This is a genomic window from Roseateles aquatilis (genome assembly GCF_002205645.1).
GTDB classification, from domain to species: domain Bacteria; phylum Pseudomonadota; class Gammaproteobacteria; order Burkholderiales; family Burkholderiaceae_C; genus Roseateles; species Roseateles aquatilis.
In genome coordinates this window covers 45,144-62,220 of record NZ_NIOF01000021.1, presented here as the reverse complement: position 1 = coordinate 62,220, position 17,077 = coordinate 45,144, and the positions used below count along the sequence as shown (strand labels likewise).

Below are 17,077 nucleotides of genomic sequence, written 5' to 3'. Positions count from 1 at the left end.
GCGTGGCGAGGCCCGAGACGGCTTGACGCGGCCCGAACGTCGGGCCGGGACGGCGCCCGTATCATCGCGGCCGTCGTTGCCGCCTCGTCGTCCGTTCACGAGCCGTGGATCGCCGTTCGCGCGATCGACGGCCGCCGTCCATGCATCAAGTCCGCCTGTTCTTCATCGCCCTGCAGTTCTTCACCCGCGTGCCGGTGCCGCGCTGGGTCGGTTACCAGCCCGAGTGGCTGCAGCAATGCGCGCGCTACTTCCCGCTGGTCGGCGCGGTGGTGGGCGGGTTCTCGGCGCTGGTGCTGTGGACGGCCGCGCTGGTCTTTCCCGCGACGGTCGCGGTCGGCCTGGCGATGGCGGCCAGCGTCTGGCTGACCGGCGGCTTCCACGAGGACGGGCTGGCCGACAGCTGTGACGGCCTGGGTGGATCGGTGACGCGGGAGAAGTCGCTCGCGATCATGAAGGACTCGCGCATCGGCAGCTACGGCGCGCTGGGCCTGATCCTGGTGCTGGGCCTGAAGGCGACCGTGCTGCTGGGGCTGATGGACAGCGACCCGACGCTGGCCGTGATGGCGACGGTGTGGGCCCACGTGACGTCGCGCGCGGCCCCGGTCTGGCTGCTGCAGGCCCTGCCCTACGCGGGCGATGTGGAGCACGCCAAGGCCAAGCCGATGGCGATGCGGATCGACGGCCCCGGCCTGGCGGTCGCCCTGGGGCTGGTGGTGCTGGCGTCGATCGTCGCCGCGTGGCTGATGCCGGAGAACGTGCCGCTGCTGCTGGGCGCGGTGGTGGCGTCGGCGGCGCTGACCTTCTACATGCAATCGATGCTCGATCGCCGCCTGCAGGGCTATACGGGCGACACACTGGGCGCGACGCAACAGATCGTGGAGCTGGCGGCGCTGCTGGCGTTTCTCGGCCTCGCGCCGCTGTTCCCGCTGGCATGAGCGCGATCACCGTCTGGCGTCATCCCCGGCCTGATGGCGCGAACGGTCTGTGCGTGGGCGCGCGCTGCGACCTGCTGGTGGACCGGCGGCGCGCCAAACGGCTCGCTCGCCGTATCCAGGCGCATGCGAGGCGGCATCGGCTGGTGCAGGAGGTCTGGACGTCGCCGCTGCGTCGCTGCGCGGACGTGGGGCGATGGCTGAAGCGGTGGGGATGGCGGCATCACATCGATGCGGCGCTGTCGGAGATCGACTTCGGGGCCTGGGATGGGCGCGCCTGGGCAGAGATTCCCAAGCAGCAGATCGACGACTGGGTGCGGCAGTTCGCGGGTTTCGCGCCGGAGGGTGGCGAGCCGCTGACGGCGCTGATGGCGCGGGCGTCGTCGTGGTCGGGCGGGGCGCTCGTGGTGAGCCACGGTGGTTGGATGCTCGCGCGTCGCTGGGCGCATGAGCGACCCGAGGAAGTCCCCGAGGCACATCGATGGCCCAGGCCGCCGGCCTATGGCGAGCGCTGGGAGTTGTGAGCGATCAGCTGTCGAGGCGCCGTTCGAGCACGGCGATCAGGCCGACGGCGAAGATGTCCCGGTAGCTGGCGACGCGGCCTTCGGCGATCAGTTGATCGGCGTCGTCGATCTCGGTGCCGTCCACGACAGGCATCACCAGCGCCGCTCCTCGTTGATCGCGCCGCCATCGAAGCGCCGCCGTCAGATCCGCGTCGCAGCCGCAGCCACGCGCCCGGCTCTTCGCCATCACCTGCGATACCTCGTACCGCAGCGCGGTCACCTCGCAACCCAGGGGCTTGGACAGGCGGACCTTGTAGTCGTTGTACTTGCTGGGTTGGGCGTTGTGGAGGGGGTCCAGAAGGACGATCTGGAAGATGCCGTCCTCGTCGTGGAAGCCGACGAAGCGCCCCTCTGCTTTGGAGACCGCGATTTGCACGATGGGGAACTCCCGCCCCCGGTAGACCTCGTCGATCCAGTCGAGATCGTCCAGCTTGATCGGTACATGTTTCCCGCCCCAATCGATCGGATGCAAACGAAGCGTTCCCTCGCGGATGGCGGGGTTCTCCGTCACTTCAGTCACACGCAAGCTCGATAGCTCGTGAAGCCGATAGAGCAAGGAGACTGTCCATCGCCGATCCACGAGGGCACTGTCGAGCCCGAAATTCTTGATCTCTCGAAAGAAACGCAGACCGAAAGACCAGCGCCTGTTGATTGGATGCTCCGCGCTGGGAGGAAACGTCCGGACCGCGCGGCCTTGAGCGCCGTGCCCCGAAACGACGTCCCTCGTCGAGCTGCCCTTCCCGCCACGTTGCAGTGGGCGCGCGGCCTTCATGCTCGCTGCTCCCTTCGGCCTCGGAAATAGTCCCGCATGAGCGTCTCGTCCAGCTCCACGTCACAGCGCGCGGCACGCGGCAACTTGCCTCGTGCCTTGATCCAGGCAGGCTCGGCGCGCGTCATGTCTTGCAGATCGGTGCCCGAGTACATGCCATAGCTTTCCAGCACGTCATCCACCAGCCGACGATCCACGTCGGCAAGCGCGTCGAACGCAAAACCTTCCCGTACGTCTTCCCGCGCCACGATGCTGTAGAGACATCGGTCCCAGGCCGTGAACCGGTCGAATACGTCCGTGTTGATCGGCCCGTGTACCCAGGCCTGGAATCTGGCGTCGAACATCGGGCGATCGTGCACGGCCAGACACCAGCCTTGCACGTAGTAGAGCAACTTGTTGAGCTTGTGAATGCTGGGGGGCGCACCGCCCTCGTCCATCTTGACGATCAGATAGTCCGCCACATCATTGATATCAGCCATCGCCGCAACGTCCTTCCCGGAAGACGGGACCGATCGTGGTCGCGATGCCGCGCAGACCTGCGCCGCCTGAAAGACCGCCCCGGATCAGCCCCCGGATGCGCCGCGTCTCAAGACGCGCCCTGAGCGCAGATCCGAAGAAGTGAATGGTGCGCCGAGGCGTTCAGCGCTTCAATTGCCCATCCATGTAGGGCCACCGGCTCAAGCTGCTGTCTGCGTCAGCCGCACGTATTTCTGCATCAGCGTCTCGCGCGTCTCCACATGCGCCGGATTGACCGGGATGCAGGCCACCGGGCACAACATCGCGCATTGCGGCTCGTCGAAATGGCCGACGCATTCCGTGCACTTGCTCGGCTCGATCTGGTAGTACTCCTCGCCCATGGAGATGGCGTGGTTGGGGCACTCCGGCTCGCACACGTCGCAATTGATGCATTCGTCCGTGATCATCAACGCCATACCGCGCGCCCTCCACGACGGACGAATACGGCAAGCGCTTGCAAGCGCTCGCCGCGCTCGGCGGGGCAAGGCATGCCTTGCCTGCTTCCGCCTCTCGTGTCCGTGATCATCAACGCCATACCGCGCGCCCTCCACGACGGACGAATACGGCAAGCGCTTGCAAGCGCTCGCCGCGCTCGGCGGGGCAAGGCATGCCTTGCCTGCTTCCGCCTCTCGTGTCCGTGATCATCAACGCCATACCGCGCGCCCTCCACGACGGACGAATACGGCAAGCGCTTGCAAGCGCTCGCCGCGCTCGGCGGGGCAAGGCATGCCTCGCCTGCTTCCGCCTCTCGTGTCCGTGATCATCAACGCCATACCGCGCGACCTCCACGACGGACGAATACGGCAAGCGCTTGCCGCGCTCGGCGGGGCAAGGCATGCCTTGCCGGTTTCCGCCTCTCGTGTCCGTGATCATCAACGCCATCCTTACTGCTCCTCCCGGCCCCGAGCGATCCGCTCTTCCAGCCGTTCACGCACCAAGGGTGACACGAACTTGGAGACCTCGCCGCCAAGGCTGGCAATCTCCCGCACGAACGTCGAGGAGATGAACTGGTAATGGTCCGACGGCGTCAGGAAGACCGTCTCGACCTCCGGCATCAGCTGCCGGTTCATGCCCGCCATCTGGAATTCGTACTCGAAGTCGGACACCGCCCGCAGCCCGCGCACCACGACCTTGCCGTCGTGCGCCAGCACGAAGTCGCGCAGCAGCCCGCGGAAGGCGATGACCTCGACGTTGGGATAGGCCGCGACCAACTGGCGCGCCATGTCCAGGCGCTCGTCGACGCTGAACATGGTTTTCTTGTGATGCCCTGCCGCGACCGCCAGCACCAGGCGCTCGAAGAGGCGGCTGGCGCGGCGCACCAGGTCCTCGTGGCCCAGCGTCATCGGGTCGAACGTGCCGGGATAGACGGCCGTCAGCAAGGTCTGCGAAGTCATGGGCGCGAATTATCCGTCCCGCCGCAGCAGGCGGTAGTGCACCGCCCCGGCCCGCCCTTCCTTCCAGACGGTCAAGCCGAGCTCCGCCGGCGGCACCACCGCCTCCGGCGACTCCAGATAGATCAGGCCGCCCGGCGCCAGCAGCGGCGCCGCCGCCTTCAAGGCATCGATGAACAGGTCCTGCGCGAACGGCGGGTCCAGGAACACCAGATCGAACGAGCCCGGCGCCGCGCGCCGCAGCCAGACCAACGCATCGGCGTTCTCGATCCGCATCGGGACCGTGCCGTCCTTGTCCAGGCGCTTCAGGTTGGCCCGCAGCGCGGACGCCAGCGCGCCGTCGCGCTCCAGCAGCGTGACCTGCCCGGCACCGCGCGACGCGGCCTCGAAACCCAAGGCCCCGCTGCCGGCGAACGCATCCAGCACACGCCAGCCGCTCAGGTCCTGGCCGAGCCAGTTGAAGACGGTCTCGCGCACGCGGTCCGGCGTCGGACGCAGACCCGGGCTGTACGGGACCGGCAGTTTGGAGCGCTTCCAGACGCCGCCGACGATGCGGACCTCGCCCGGCCCGGCCTCGCGTGGGCGCGGCTTGATGGCGCCCTCGCCCACCGTGACGCGGGGGCCGGGCCGCGCACCGCGGCGCACGCGTTCGCCGCCGAAGTCCGGCGCCGTGGACTTGCTTCGCCCCTTGCGACCCTCGGTGGACGAACTCATTGGCGGACCGGAATGCCTTGCGCCGCCATCAACGCCTTGGCGTCACCGACGGTGTGCTCGCCGAAATGGAAGATGCTCGCGGCCAGCACCGCGTCGGCGCCGCCCTTCGTGATGCCGTCGGCCAGGTCCTGCAAGGCGCCGACACCGCCCGAGGCGATCACCGGCACGCTCACCGCGTCCGCGACCGCACGCGTCAGCGCCAGGTCGAAGCCGCTCCTCGTGCCGTCACGGTCCATGCTGGTCAGCAGGATCTCGCCGGCGCCGAAACGCGCCATCCGCGTGGCCCACTCGACCGCGTCCAGGCCCGTGTTCTTGCGGCCGCCGTGCGTGTAGACGTCCCAGCCGGCGCCGTCGGCGCGGCGCTTGGCGTCGATCGCCACGACGATGCATTGCGCGCCGTACTTGTCCGACGCGGCGCGGATCAGCTCGGGCTCGGCCACCGCGGCGGAGTTGAAGCTGACCTTGTCGGCGCCCGCGTTCAGCAGCCGGCGCACGTCGGCGACCGACCGCACGCCACCGCCGACCGTCAGCGGGATGAAGACCTGCGACGCCACCTGCTCGATGATGGGCAGGATCAGGTCGCGGCCGTCGCTGGTGGCGGTGATGTCGAGGAAGGTCAGCTCGTCGGCGCCCTGCTCGTTGTAGCGCGCGGCGATCTCCACCGGATCGCCGGCATCCCGCAGCTCAAGGAAGTTGACGCCCTTGACGACGCGACCACCGGTCACGTCCAGGCAGGGAATGATGCGTTTGGCGAGCACCCGTCAGGCCCTGTCGAGCTCGTCGATCTCGTCCGCGCGGCGCTGCGCGGCGGCGAAATCGAGGTCGCCGGTGTAGATCGCGCGGCCGCAGATCACGCCCTCGACACCTTCGGACTGCACGGCGCACAGCGCCTCGATGTCCTTCAGGTTGGACAGGCCGCCCGAGGCGATCACCGGGATCGTCAGCGCCTGCGCCAGCTTCACCGTGGCCTCGATGTTGATGCCGGTCAGCATGCCGTCGCGACCGATGTCGGTGTAGATGACGCCCTCGATGCCGTAGTCCTCGAACTTCTTCGCGAGGTCGACCACCTCATGGCCGGTCAGCTTGCTCCAGCCGTCGGTGGCGACCTTGCCGTCCTTCGCGTCCAGGCCCACGATGATGTGGCCGCCGAAGGCCGAGGCGGCGTCCTTCAGGAAGCCCGGGTTCTTGACCGCCGCCGTGCCGATGATCACGTAGGACAGGCCGTCGTCCAGGTAGCGCTCGATGGTGTCCAGGTCGCGGATGCCCCCGCCCAGTTGCACCGGGATGTCATCGCCGACTTCCTTGAGGATCGCCTTGATGGCGGCCTCGTTGACCGGCTTGCCGGCGAAGGCGCCGTTCAGGTCCACCAGATGCAGACGGCGCGCGCCCGCGTCGACCCATCTTCGGGCCATCTCGGCGGGATCCTCGCCGAAGGTGGTGGAGTCGTTCATGTCGCCTTGCTTGAGGCGGACGCACTTGCCGTCTTTGAGGTCGATCGCGGGAATCAGCAGCATGGCCGAGGAAGCTGAGGGGTGGAGGAAGGGGCGGACCACGAGAAAGCGCGAAGCCGGATCACGCGGGCTTCACGGCTTCCAGTGCAGGAAGTTGCGGTACAGGGCGAGCCCGGACGCGGCACTTTTCTCAGGATGGAATTGGGTGGCAAAAATGTTATCCCGCGCCACGGCGCAGGTAAAGCGCGCTCCGTAGTCGCTTTCGCCGACGCTGTCGCGCGCGTCCGACGGGGCGGCGTAGAAGCTGTGGACGAAGTAGAACCAGCTCTCGTCCGGCACCTCGCCCCAGACTGGGTGCGCGCGCATCTGGCGCACGCGGTTCCAGCCCATCTGCGGCACCTTGTAACGGCTGCCGTCCGGCTGCGTCCGCCCTTCGAGCCGGAAGCGGCGCACCTGACCCGGGATCAGGCCCAGGCCTGGCGTGTCCTGCTCCTCGCTGTGGTCCAGCAGCATCTGCATGCCCACGCACACGCCCATCAGCGGCTTGCGCGCGGCGGCGTCGAGCACCGCTTCCTTCAGCCCGCTGTCGGCGAGCTCGCGCATGCAGTCGCGCATCGCGCCCTGGCCGGGCAGCACGATGCGCTCGGCGGCGTGGACCTCCTCGGGCCGCGACGTGATCACCACCTGCACGCCCTGGTCCCGCGCGGCGTGCAACACTGCCTGCGACACCGAACGCAGGTTGCCCATGCCGTAGTCGACGACGGCGACGGTGCGCGCGCCGGCCACGCCGGCGGTCGTCACAGCGTGCCCTTCGTCGACGGGATCACCCCCGCCGACCGCGGGTCCGGCGTCATCGCCATGCGCAGCGCGCGGCCGAAGGCCTTGAAGATCGTCTCGCACTGGTGATGCGCGTTGTGGCCCTTCAGGTTGTCCACGTGCAGCGACACCAGGGCGTGGTTGACGAAGCCCTGGAAGAACTCGAACGCCAGCTGCGTGTCGAAGGCGCCGACCGATCCGGCGGTGAAGCGCACGTCCATCGCCAGCCCCGGCCGCCCCGAGAAGTCGACGACGACGCGCGACAGCGCCTCGTCCAGCGGCACATAGCTGTGGCCGTAGCGGGTGATGCCCTTCTTGTCGCCGATCGCCTGCGCGACGGCCATGCCCAGCGTGATCCCGACGTCCTCGACGGTGTGGTGGCCGTCGATGTGCAGGTCGCCCTTGGCCTCGATGTCCAGGTCGATCAGGCCGTGGCGGGCGATCTGGTCGAGCATGTGGTCGAAGAAGCCGATGCCGGTGTTCAGCGTCGACTGGCCGGTGCCGTCCAGGTTGACGCGCACGCGGATCTGCGTTTCCTTGGTGTCGCGGCGGACTTCGGCGATGCGTTCGGAGCTCATGGGGATTCCAGGGACGGGATCGGTGGATGGTTCTTCAATCGTCAATCTTCAGCGGGCGCCGGCCTCGGCCAGCGACGCGCGCAGCGCCGCGACCATCGCCGCGTTCTCCTGCGGCGTGCCCACCGTCAGGCGCAGACAGCGCGCCAGCAGCGGATGCATGCCGGAGACATTCTTCACCAGCACGCCGCGCGCCTTCATGCCGGCGTGCAGCGCATTGGCGTCGGGCACGCGCACCAGGATCATGTTGCCCTGGCTGGGATAAGCGTGCACGTCCGGCAGCGAAGCCAATGCCGCCTGCAGGCGTTCCCGCTCGGCGCGCAGCTCGGCGGCCTGGCGATCGTAGACCTCGGCGTGCTCAAGCGCGAAGAGACCGGCCTCGGCGTTCAGCACGCTGACGTTGTACGGCGGACGCAGCTTGTCGATGTGCTGGATCAGCTCGGCATTGCCCATCAGGTAGCCGATGCGCACGCCGGCCAGGCCGAACTTGCTCATCGTGCGCATGACCAGCACCTGCGGATGGCGTGCCATCAGGCCCATGGCGTCGCGCTCGGCGAAGGGCTGGTAGGCCTCGTCCATCACGACCAGCCCCGGCGCGGCGGCCACGATGCGTTCGATGACGGCGTCGTCCCAGAGGTTCGCGGTCGGGTTGTTCGGATAGGCCAGATAGACGATCGCGGGCTGGTGCCGCTCGATGGCGGCGAGCATCGCGGCCTCGTCGAGCTCGAAGTCGGCGGTCAGCGGCACGCCGACGAAGTCCAGGTGCTGGTACTTCGCCGACAGCTCGTACATGACGAACCCCGGCACCGGCGACAGCACCGTCACCGTCTCGCCCGGCTTGCAGACGGCCATCGCGAGCAGCGAGATCAGCTCGTCCGAGCCGTTGCCCAGCATCAGCGCCTTGCCGGCCGGCATCTTCGTGTGAGCCGCCAGCGCCCAGGCGAGTTCCTGCGTGCGCTCGGCCGGATACCGGTTGATCGCGACACGGCCCAGGCGCTCGCCCAGCGCGCGCTGCAGGTCGTCGGAGAGCCGGTAGGGGTTCTCCATCGAGTCCAGCTTGATCAGGCCGGCGGCGCTGTGCACCTGGTAGGGCGACATCGCGCGGACGTCGTCGCGCAGCACGTTCAGGGCACGGTCGAGGGCGGCTTTCATGGGGCGACTGCCTGGGAGGAGGAAACGGGGACCGACGCGCCGTCGACGCCCGCGGGCAAGGCGCGCAGCGGATCGACGATGGCGATGCTGTCGTACAGCTGGCCGTGCGGCAGCGTCAGGCTGAGCAGCGTCTCGCAGCCCTGCGCCTTGGCGGCGGCGACGATCAGCGCGTCGGCATAGGGCAGCGCGAAGCGGCTCTCCAGCGACCAGGCGGACTCGACCGTCGCATGGTCGATCGCCCACGGCGCCCAGCGCTGGTAACGGCGCACCTCGGCGCGCGCGTCGCCGTTGGGCATGGGCGGGGCGATGCGGGCGGTGATGCCGCGGTAGAAATCGTTGAGCACCTGGCTGGACACCCGGCCCAGCCGTTGCTGCCAGAGCAGCCGGAGCCAGCGCATCACCTGCTCGCGGCGGATGGGGTCGGCGCCGTCCTCGCTGAGGATCAGCACGGAGGTGTCGACGAAGACCGGCGCGGTCAGCGTGATCGACGCGATCGAGGCCGCGGGTTCGCCGGGCGAGACCGACGACGCGGTGGCGGCCCGCTTCACAGGATCTCCCGCCCGGGATAGGACGCACCGTCCGAGGCCCAGGTCCGCTCGCGGTGCAGCCAGTCCTGCAGGGCCCGCTCGTACGCGTCGTCATGGCGCATCTTCTCGGCGAGCAGTTCGCCGACGAGCCGCGAGACGCTGGTGTTGCGCCGCGCCGCTTCCAGCCTCGCCCACTCGGCGACGCTGTCTTCCATGGTGACGGTCACGTTCTTCATGAGGGGCGCAGACTAACACGAAGTTCGTGTTGCACGAACTTCGTGTCCTGATTCACCTCATGGCCGAAGGGCAACGGCGGGTCAGTCCTGCAGCCGGAACTGCGCCACCACCTGCCGCAGGCTGCCCGCCTGCTCGCGCAGCGACTCCGAGGCGGCCGACGATTCCTCGACCAGCGCGGCGTTCTGCTGGGTCACCTCGTCCAGGCGCTGCACCGCCTGGCCGACTTCGATCAGGCTGGTGCTCTGCTCCTGGGTCGAGGAGGAGATCTCCTGAATGATGTCGGTCACGCGCTGCACGGCGCTGACGATCTCGCGCATCGTGTTGCCGGCGTTGCCAACCAGACGGGCGCCGGTGTCGACGCGTTCGACGGAGGAGCCGATCAGCGCCTTGATCTCGCGCGCGGCCTCGGCGCTGCGCTGCGCCAGCGAGCGCACCTCGCCGGCCACGACCGCGAAGCCGCGGCCCTGCTCGCCGGCGCGGGCCGCCTCGACCGCCGCGTTCAGCGCCAGGATGTTGGTCTGGAAGGCGATCCCGTCGATGGTGCCGATGATGTCGGCGATCTTGCGGGACGCCACATTGATCTGGTCCATCGTGTTGACGACCTCGGCGACGACGACGCCACCGCGGTCCGCCACCTCGCTGGCGCTGACGGCGAGCTGGCTGGCCTGGCGCGTCGCGTCGGCGTTCTGGCGCACGGTGTCGGTCAGGGCCTGCATCGTCGCGGAGGTTTCCTCCAGGCTGGAGGCCATCTGCTCGGTGCGGGCGGAGAGATCGCTGCTGCCGGCCGCGACCTCGCCGCTGGACATGGCGATGCTCTCGGCGCTGGTGCGCACCGCCACCAGCGACTGGTTCAGCGCCGTCTTCATCGCCGCCAAGGCCTGGGCGAGCTGGCCCAGCTCGTCGTTGCGCGAGGTGTCCACCTCGACGGCCAGATTGCCCTCGGCCACGCGCCGCGCGACGTCGACCATCTGCGTCAGCGGCCGCACCGTGCTGCGGGTCAGGTACACCGCCAGCGCGGTGCCGGCCGCGAGCGCCGCGAGGATCACGACGGCCATCGTGACGAGCACCGCCTTGAAGGTCTTGCGCGCGTCCTCCACGCTGACGCGCGCGCCTTCGGTGTTGATGTCCACCAGCTTCTGCATCGTCTCGACCAGGTCGACGAAGGCCTTGCCGGACTCGTTGTTGACGGTGGACTGGTACTCGCCGCGATTGCCGGCCTTGCGGGCGGCGATCAGCTTGTCCTGCAGGGCGATGAAGACGGCGTACTTCGCCTGCGCCTCCTTCCACTGCGCGGCCTCCTCGGGCGAGGAGATCAGCGGCTCGTAGGCCTTGGCCAGCGCCGGCAGGGTCTTGTCGCGCAGGGTCTTGATGCGGTCCTGCTCCTGCTCGACCTCGACGACCACCTCCTTGAGGCACATCGCCATCTCGGCACGGCGCAGCTCGTTGAGCTGGCCCCGGTAGGCATTGACCGCGTTGATCGACGGGATCCAGTCGGAGCCCATCTCCTCCACGTTGTCCTCGATCACCTGCATGCGGGTGATCGCCACCACGCCCACGATGACGGTGGCCAGCAGCACCGCCGCGAACCCGAGCGAAATGCGTACGCCGACGCGCAGATCAGAGAGTTTCATGCTTCGCCGTCCTTGTTATTGAGAAAGCCGGGCGATGCTAGCGTTGCGCACAACCGGGCGAACAGCGGAACAACGTGGATTTCGTGGAGCTTGTCTTGGTGGTGAGGTGGGGGACCGGTCGGTTGGGACGGAGCAGGATCAGGGCGACCCGGGGCCTTGCGCGGGTCAACGCTTGAGGCGGAACTCGGCCGCCTGCGCGTGGGCCTGCAACCCCTCGCCATAGGCCAGGGTCGCGGCGATCGGGCCCAGGACCTGCGCGCCCGCCTCGCTGACCTCGATCAGGCTCGATCGCTTCTGGAAGTCGTACACGCCCAGCGGGGACGAGAAACGCGCCGTGCCCGACGTGGGCAGCACATGGTTGGGACCGGCGCAGTAGTCGCCCAGCGACTCGCTGGTGTACGCGCCCAGGAAGATGGCGCCGGCATGGCGCAACAGCGGCTCCCAGCGGTGCGGCTCGCTGCTGGACACCTCCAGGTGCTCGGGGGCGATGCGGTTGCTGATCTCGCAAGCCTCTTCCATGGACTTCGTCTGGATCAGCGCACCCCGCCCTTCCAGCGAGGCGCGGATCACGTCCCGGCGCGGCATGCCCGGCAACAGCCGCTCGATGGCCTCGCGCACCTGGGCGATGTAGCCGGCGTCCGGGCACAGGAGGATGCTCTGCGCCATCTCGTCGTGCTCGGCCTGGCTGAACAGGTCCATCGCGACCCAGTCCGGCGGCGTGGTGCCGTCGGCCAGGACCAGGATCTCGCTCGGGCCCGCGATCATGTCGATGCCCACCTGCCCGAAGACATGCTTCTTGGCGCTGGCGACATAGGCGTTGCCGGGGCCGGTGATCTTGTCGACCCGCGGCACCGTCGCGGTGCCGTACGCCAGCGCCGCGACCGCCTGCGCGCCGCCGATGGTGAACGCGCGGTGCACGCCCGCGACGTAGGCCGCCGCCAGCACCAGCTCGTTGCGCTCGCCCTTGTCGGAGGAGCCGCCACCGCCCGTGCCGCCGGTGGCCACGCTGCCGCGCACCGGCGTGGGCACGACCATGATGATCTCGCCCACGCCGGCGACCTGCGCCGGGATCGCGTTCATCAGCACGCTCGACGGATACGCCGCCTTGCCGCCCGGCACGTAGATGCCGACGCGATCCAGCGGCGTCACCTTCTGGCCGAGCAAGGTGCCGTCCTCGTCGCGGTAGCTCCAGCTCTCGCCGTTGGCCTGCTTCTGGCGTTCGTGATAGCGGCGCACACGCTCGGCGGCCTGGGTCAGCGCCCTCGCCTGCTCGGCGGGCAGGCCGTCGAAGGCAGCCTTCAGCTCGCCGCGGGTCAGTTCCAGCGCCTGCAACGATTCAGCCCGCAGGCCGTCGAAGCGCGCCGTGTAGTCGAGGACCGCGGCATCGCCGCGCGCGCGGACGTCGGCCAGGATCTCGGCGACGCGTGATTCGATCGCCGCGTCGGTCTCGGCGGACCAGTGCAGCACGCGCTGGAACTGGGCGTCGAAGTCGGCGTCGGCCGTGCGCAGGGTGCGAAGGTTCAGCATGGCGGGCTCCCGATCAGGCGGTGACGGCGACGTCGGACGACGGGACCGCCGACGCGATGGCGTCGATCAGCGGCTTGAGCGCATCGCGCTTGAGCTTGAGCGCCGCCTGGTTCACCACCAGCCGCGACGAGATGTCCATGATCCGCTCCACCTCGACCAGCCGGTTGGCCTTGAGCGTGCTGCCGGTGGAGACCAGGTCGACGATGGCGTCGGCCAGGCCGGTCAGCGGCGCCAGCTCCATGGAGCCGTAGAGCTTGATCAGGTCGACGTGCACGCCCTTGTCGGCGAAATGCTGGCGCGCGATGCCGGTGTACTTGGTGGCGACGCGGATGCGCGATCCCTGGCGGACGGCGTTCTCGTAGTCGAAGTCGTCGCGCACCGCGACGCTCATGCGGCACGTGGCGATGCGCAGGTCCAGCGGCTGGTAGAGGCCGGCCCCGCCGTGCTCGATCAGCACGTCGCGGCCGACCACGCCGAGGTCGGCGCCGCCGTACTCGACGTAGGTCGGCACGTCGGTGGCGCGCACGAGCACGACACGGACGGCATCCTGATTGGTCGGGAGGATCAGCTTGCGCGAGCTGTCCGGATCTTCCAGCACCTGGATGCCGGCCGCCGCGAGCAGCGGCAGGGTCTCTTCGAAGATGCGGCCCTTGGAAAGTGCCAGGGTGATCATGCGATGTCCTCGTTGAACGCGCGCTCCGGACGCGGAGCGCTCGGGCTGTTCAGCGGGACGGCAGCGGGTTCACCGGACGGCGCCACACCGCCACCCGCCGCGAAGCCGGGTGGCTGTCAGGAATGGTGATGCAGGGCCGAGCCTTGCCGCGCCCATTCGTCGGGGGTCAGGGTCTTCATGGACAGCGCGTGGATCTGCTCGCGCATGCGGTCGCCCAGGGCCTGGTACACGCGCTGGTGGCGCTTGATCCGGCTCAGGCCGTCGAACTCGGCCGACACGATGGTGGCGAAGAAATGACGCCCGTCGCCCTCGACCTGCAGCTCGCTGCAGGCGAGCCCTTGGGCGATGTAGTTCTGAACTTCTTCGGGGGTCGGATCGGCCATGATGGGTCGGGATTCTACTCGGGGCATTTCGGGCGGCGCCCCGCGCGGCGTTTTCAGCGCCGCGCGGGACGGCGCCCGCGGGGTCGTCTCAATGGCGGGTCAATGGCGAATCTTGTAGCCGCGGCGCAGCAGCTCCAGCGCGATGGCCGCGACGATCGCGAAGGCGATCGCCACCACGCCCAGGCTGATCCACGGCGACGCGTCGCTGACGCCGAAGAAGCCGTGGCGGAAGCCGTCGATCATGTAGAAGAACGGATTCAGGTGGCTCACGCCCTGCCAGAACGACGGCAGCGAATGCACCGAATAGAAGACGCCGGACAGGAAGGTCATCGGCATCACGATGAAGTTCTGGAAGGCGGCCATCTGGTCGAATTTCTCCGCCCACAGGCCGGCGATCAGGCCCAACGTGCCCATCAGGCCGGCGCCCAGCACCGCGAAGGCCAGTACCCACAGCGGATTGGCCATGCCTGGCGGCGAGAACCAGACGGTCGCGGCGAACACGCCCGCGCCCACCATCAGCCCGCGCACGACGGACGCGCCCACGTAGGCCAGGAACCAGGCCCAGTGCGACAGCGGCGTGACCAGCAGGAACACCAGGTTGCCGGTGATCTTGCTCTGGATCAGCGAGGACGAGCTGTTGGCGAAGGCGTTCTGCAACACGCTCATCATCACCAGGCCCGGGATCAGGAAGCTGGTGTAGCCCACGGTACCGTAGACCTTGACGTGGTCCTCCAGCACGTGACCGAAGACCAGCAGGTACAGCACCGCGGTCAGCACCGGGGCGCCGACGGTCTGGAAGCCGACCTTCCAGAAGCGCAGCACTTCCTTGTAGAACAGCGGGCGCGCGCCCTCCAGGCGGATGGGGAAGTGGCTCGCGCTCATGCACGGCTCCCTTGCATGATTTCGATGAACACGTCTTCCAGGTTGGCGCGGCCGATCTCCAGATCCTCGATGGGCACGGCGGCCTCGCGCAGCGTGGCGAGGATGCGCTCGACCTCCAGCGCGTCGTGCGCGGTGAGCTGCACCACGCGGCCGGTGACGCGCGCGTTCTCCACCAGCGACAGCGGCAGCGCCGCATCGGTCTTGAACTGCAGCATCGTGGAAGCGGTGCCCGCCAGCAGTTCCGAGGTGCGGTCCAGCGCCACGACGCGGCCCTGCTTGAGCATCGCGATGCGGTGGCACAGCGCCTCCGCCTCTTCCAGGTAGTGGGTCGTGAGCAGGACGGTGTGGCCCTCGCGGTTCAGGCGCGCGATGAATTGCCACAGCGTCTGGCGCAGCTCGACGTCGACGCCGGCGGTGGGCTCGTCCAGCACGATGACGGGCGGGCGATGCACCAGCGCCTGCGCGACCAGCACGCGGCGCTTCATGCCGCCCGACAGCTGGCGCATGTTGGCGTGGGCCTTGTCGGCCAGACCGAGGTTGAGCAGCAGCTCGTCGATCCAGTCGTCGTTGTTGCGCACGCCGAAGTAGCCGCTCTGGATGCGCAGCGTTTCGCGCACGCTGAAGAACGGGTCGAAGACCAGTTCCTGCGGCACGATGCCGAGCTTCTTGCGGGCGTTGGCGTAGTCGTCGACGACGTCGTGGCCGAGCACCGAGACCTGCCCGCCGCTGGCGCGCGACAGGCCGGCGAGGATGCTGATCAGGCTGGTCTTGCCGGCGCCGTTGGGGCCGAGCAGACCGAAGAATTCGCCGGGCCGGATGTCGAAGCTGACGTCGTCGAGCGCCTTGACCTGGCCGGCCCGGTAAGTCTTGCTGACGTGGCTGAAACGCAGGGCGGGCGGACCGCCGGCCGAGGCGTCGACCGGCGCGCCGGTCGATGCGCGGGACACGACCGGCTGTTGTTGTGGGCTTGCGAGCATGGGCGGCGATTGTAGGCAGCGGCCTCGTCCCGCGCCCGCCTGGGGGCATGACAGAATGCCGCCACACCCGCCTCCCTCGCCATGGCCACCAAGAAGCCGCGCCGCACCGCCGAACGGATCCTCGAAGTCACGCTGGACCTCTTCAATCGCTTCGGCGAGCCGAACGTCTCGACCACGCTGATTTCCGCGGAGCTCGGCATCTCGCCCGGCAATCTGTACTACCACTATCCGGCCAAGGACGAGCTGATCAACGCGCTGTTCAACCGCTACGAGCGCGCGTTGTCCGAGCTGCTCGGGGCCGTGGACAACGTCCGCAACGTGGAGGACGCCTGGCTGTTCTTCCACATGCTGTTCGAGCTGATCTGGCAACACCGTTTCCTCTACCGCGACCTGAACGACCTGCTGTCCAAGAACCGCCGGCTGGAAACGCATTTCCAGAACGTGCTGGCGCACAAGACGCAGGCGATGGTGGGCATGCTCAGCGGGCTGCAGCAAAGCGGCGCGCTGACGATGCAGGTGCGCGAGGCGGTGCCGACGGCCAACGCGATGGTGGTGCTGCTGAGCTACTGGCTCAGCTTCGAATACGTGCGCGATCCGCGCAACGCGCTCGAGCCCGAGCGCGCCGGCGAGGCGCTGATGCGCGGCGCCTTTCACGTGCTGGGCCTGCTGCTGCCCTACCTGGAGCCGAGCTCGCGCGACCACCTGTTCCAGTTGGCCGGCAAGTACCAGCCGGACACGGGCGCCGGCGCCGCCTGACCCCCTGCCGCGCCGGCCTGACAGGGAGCGCGCACGGATAGCACCAAGGCCGCCGCCGCTCCTCGGCACAAACCCTGAAGTCGTGCGAAGCCGGACCCCGCACTCGCGGTTGGCGACGAAAAAAGCAACCCTATAAGCTAGGGATATCGATTCAACACACGCCCCGAGGGAGTGACCCCATGAAGCGCATCCTGACCGCCGCCGCCGTCCTGGCCCTGATCGCCCCGCTGGCGCAAGCCGCGACCCAAGAGAACGCCGACGCCAAGGCGCTGCGCGCCGAATGCGCCGCCAAGAACACCGTCAAGTTCGACGCGCCGGCCGCCGCGGACGAGTACCGCTTCGTCTACAGCAAGGGCGAGTACCGCGGCGAAGCGCAGGACGGCAAGTCGCTGGCCTGCGCCGAGAGCCAGTACGTCGAGTACCTGGCCAGCGCCGACCCGGTCCGCGTCATGCATGCCTACCCGACCGCCGCCGGCCGTCCGAAGGCAGCCGCCAAGTCCGCCAGCAAGTGAGATCCCGCGTCGGTCCGCTCCGGATCGACGCGATGAAGGGATGAAGCACGCCGCCCTCGGGCGGCGTGCTTCATGGTGCGCCGCGCGATGCCC

At 68.6% G+C, this 17,077-nt stretch carries 22 protein-coding genes; 4 read left to right on the top strand and 18 right to left on the bottom strand.

The genetic code is table 11. The features are described 5' to 3' along the window. The first annotated feature begins 140 nt into the window (after positions 1-140). Positions 141-935: an adenosylcobinamide-GDP ribazoletransferase gene (locus CDN99_RS26515; RefSeq protein WP_088388496.1), complete on the top strand. Its 795-nt coding sequence runs from the start codon at positions 141-143 to the stop codon at positions 933-935. Continuing rightward, positions 932-1,456, top strand: a complete 525-nt coding sequence (locus CDN99_RS26510) for a histidine phosphatase family protein (RefSeq protein ID WP_088388494.1) — start codon at positions 932-934, stop codon at positions 1,454-1,456. Before CDN99_RS26515 ends, CDN99_RS26510 begins: the two co-directional genes overlap by 4 nt. A gap of 4 nt (positions 1,457-1,460) precedes the next feature. Here CDN99_RS26510 and CDN99_RS26505 read toward each other — a convergent pair whose 3' ends face one another. The 18 genes from CDN99_RS26505 to CDN99_RS26420 all read right to left on the bottom strand — a co-directional run bounded on the left by CDN99_RS26505 (position 1,461) and on the right by CDN99_RS26420 (position 15,716). Further along, on the bottom strand, positions 1,461-2,267 hold the full coding sequence (locus CDN99_RS26505) for a hypothetical protein (RefSeq protein WP_141101007.1): 807 nt from the start codon (positions 2,265-2,267) through the stop codon (positions 1,461-1,463). Then, complete coding sequence (locus tag CDN99_RS26500) at positions 2,264-2,743, bottom strand: Panacea domain-containing protein (protein WP_088388490.1); 480 nt, start codon at positions 2,741-2,743, stop codon at positions 2,264-2,266. Before CDN99_RS26500 ends, CDN99_RS26505 begins: the two co-directional genes overlap by 4 nt. A gap of 198 nt (positions 2,744-2,941) precedes the next feature. Further along, entirely contained in the window at positions 2,942-3,196 is a 255-nt protein-coding gene (locus CDN99_RS26495; protein WP_088388488.1) for a YfhL family 4Fe-4S dicluster ferredoxin, read from the bottom strand. A gap of 468 nt (positions 3,197-3,664) precedes the next feature. Further along, positions 3,665-4,174, bottom strand: a complete 510-nt coding sequence (coaD, locus tag CDN99_RS26490) for a pantetheine-phosphate adenylyltransferase (protein WP_193531752.1) — start codon at positions 4,172-4,174, stop codon at positions 3,665-3,667. 9 nt (positions 4,175-4,183) lie between these two features. Next, complete coding sequence (gene rsmD, locus CDN99_RS26485; protein WP_088388486.1) at positions 4,184-4,885, bottom strand: 16S rRNA (guanine(966)-N(2))-methyltransferase RsmD; 702 nt, start codon at positions 4,883-4,885, stop codon at positions 4,184-4,186. Next, a complete protein-coding gene (gene hisF / locus CDN99_RS26480; protein ID WP_088388484.1) occupies positions 4,882-5,643 on the bottom strand; it encodes an imidazole glycerol phosphate synthase subunit HisF in 762 nt (253 codons plus the stop codon). The genes rsmD and hisF overlap by 4 nt, the downstream gene beginning before the upstream one ends. 3 nt (positions 5,644-5,646) lie before the next feature. Next, the gene (gene hisA / locus CDN99_RS26475; RefSeq protein WP_088388482.1) at positions 5,647-6,399 is read right to left on the bottom strand and encodes a 1-(5-phosphoribosyl)-5-[(5-phosphoribosylamino)methylideneamino]imidazole-4-carboxamide isomerase; all 753 of its coding nucleotides are present in this window, start codon (positions 6,397-6,399) and stop codon (positions 5,647-5,649) included. Positions 6,400-6,468: 69 nt separating this feature from the next. Beyond that, complete coding sequence (hisH, locus tag CDN99_RS26470; RefSeq protein ID WP_088388480.1) at positions 6,469-7,137, bottom strand: imidazole glycerol phosphate synthase subunit HisH; 669 nt, start codon at positions 7,135-7,137, stop codon at positions 6,469-6,471. Continuing rightward, complete coding sequence (gene hisB, locus CDN99_RS26465; protein WP_375134505.1) at positions 7,134-7,769, bottom strand: imidazoleglycerol-phosphate dehydratase HisB; 636 nt, start codon at positions 7,767-7,769, stop codon at positions 7,134-7,136. The genes hisH and hisB overlap by 4 nt, the downstream gene beginning before the upstream one ends. Before the next feature lie 9 nt (positions 7,770-7,778). Continuing rightward, positions 7,779-8,879: a histidinol-phosphate transaminase gene (gene hisC, locus CDN99_RS26460; protein ID WP_088388476.1), complete on the bottom strand. Its 1,101-nt coding sequence runs from the start codon at positions 8,877-8,879 to the stop codon at positions 7,779-7,781. Then, on the bottom strand, positions 8,876-9,427 hold the full coding sequence (locus tag CDN99_RS26455) for a PIN domain-containing protein (protein WP_238139719.1): 552 nt from the start codon (positions 9,425-9,427) through the stop codon (positions 8,876-8,878). The genes hisC and CDN99_RS26455 overlap by 4 nt, the downstream gene beginning before the upstream one ends. Beyond that, positions 9,424-9,642: a CopG family transcriptional regulator gene (locus tag CDN99_RS26450; RefSeq protein WP_088388474.1), complete on the bottom strand. Its 219-nt coding sequence runs from the start codon at positions 9,640-9,642 to the stop codon at positions 9,424-9,426. The genes CDN99_RS26455 and CDN99_RS26450 overlap by 4 nt, the downstream gene beginning before the upstream one ends. Positions 9,643-9,723: 81 nt before the next feature. After that, complete coding sequence (locus CDN99_RS29695) at positions 9,724-11,274, bottom strand: methyl-accepting chemotaxis protein (RefSeq protein WP_088388472.1); 1,551 nt, start codon at positions 11,272-11,274, stop codon at positions 9,724-9,726. Between the two features lie 165 nt (positions 11,275-11,439). Then, positions 11,440-12,801 carry a histidinol dehydrogenase gene (gene hisD / locus CDN99_RS26440; protein ID WP_088388470.1) on the bottom strand — a complete coding sequence of 454 codons (1,362 nt, stop codon included), beginning with the start codon at positions 12,799-12,801 and terminating at the stop codon, positions 11,440-11,442. A 13-nt stretch (positions 12,802-12,814) separates the two neighbouring features. Beyond that, on the bottom strand, positions 12,815-13,474 hold the full coding sequence (gene hisG / locus CDN99_RS26435) for an ATP phosphoribosyltransferase (RefSeq protein ID WP_088388468.1): 660 nt from the start codon (positions 13,472-13,474) through the stop codon (positions 12,815-12,817). A gap of 116 nt (positions 13,475-13,590) precedes the next feature. Beyond that, the gene (locus tag CDN99_RS26430; RefSeq protein WP_088388466.1) at positions 13,591-13,857 is read right to left on the bottom strand and encodes a BolA family protein; all 267 of its coding nucleotides are present in this window, start codon (positions 13,855-13,857) and stop codon (positions 13,591-13,593) included. 99 nt (positions 13,858-13,956) lie between these two features. Beyond that, entirely contained in the window at positions 13,957-14,739 is a 783-nt protein-coding gene (locus CDN99_RS26425; protein WP_193531751.1) for an ABC transporter permease, read from the bottom strand. Next, a complete protein-coding gene (locus CDN99_RS26420) occupies positions 14,736-15,716 on the bottom strand; it encodes an ABC transporter ATP-binding protein (protein WP_088388464.1) in 981 nt (326 codons plus the stop codon). The genes CDN99_RS26425 and CDN99_RS26420 overlap by 4 nt, the downstream gene beginning before the upstream one ends. Positions 15,717-15,797: 81 nt before the next feature. Between CDN99_RS26420 and CDN99_RS26415 the strand changes: the two genes are divergently transcribed. Beyond that, positions 15,798-16,472, top strand: a complete 675-nt coding sequence (locus CDN99_RS26415) for a TetR/AcrR family transcriptional regulator (protein WP_088388462.1) — start codon at positions 15,798-15,800, stop codon at positions 16,470-16,472. A gap of 179 nt (positions 16,473-16,651) precedes the next feature. Next, a complete protein-coding gene (locus CDN99_RS26410; protein ID WP_088388460.1) occupies positions 16,652-16,984 on the top strand; it encodes a hypothetical protein in 333 nt (110 codons plus the stop codon). The last annotated feature ends 93 nt before the right edge of the window (positions 16,985-17,077 follow it).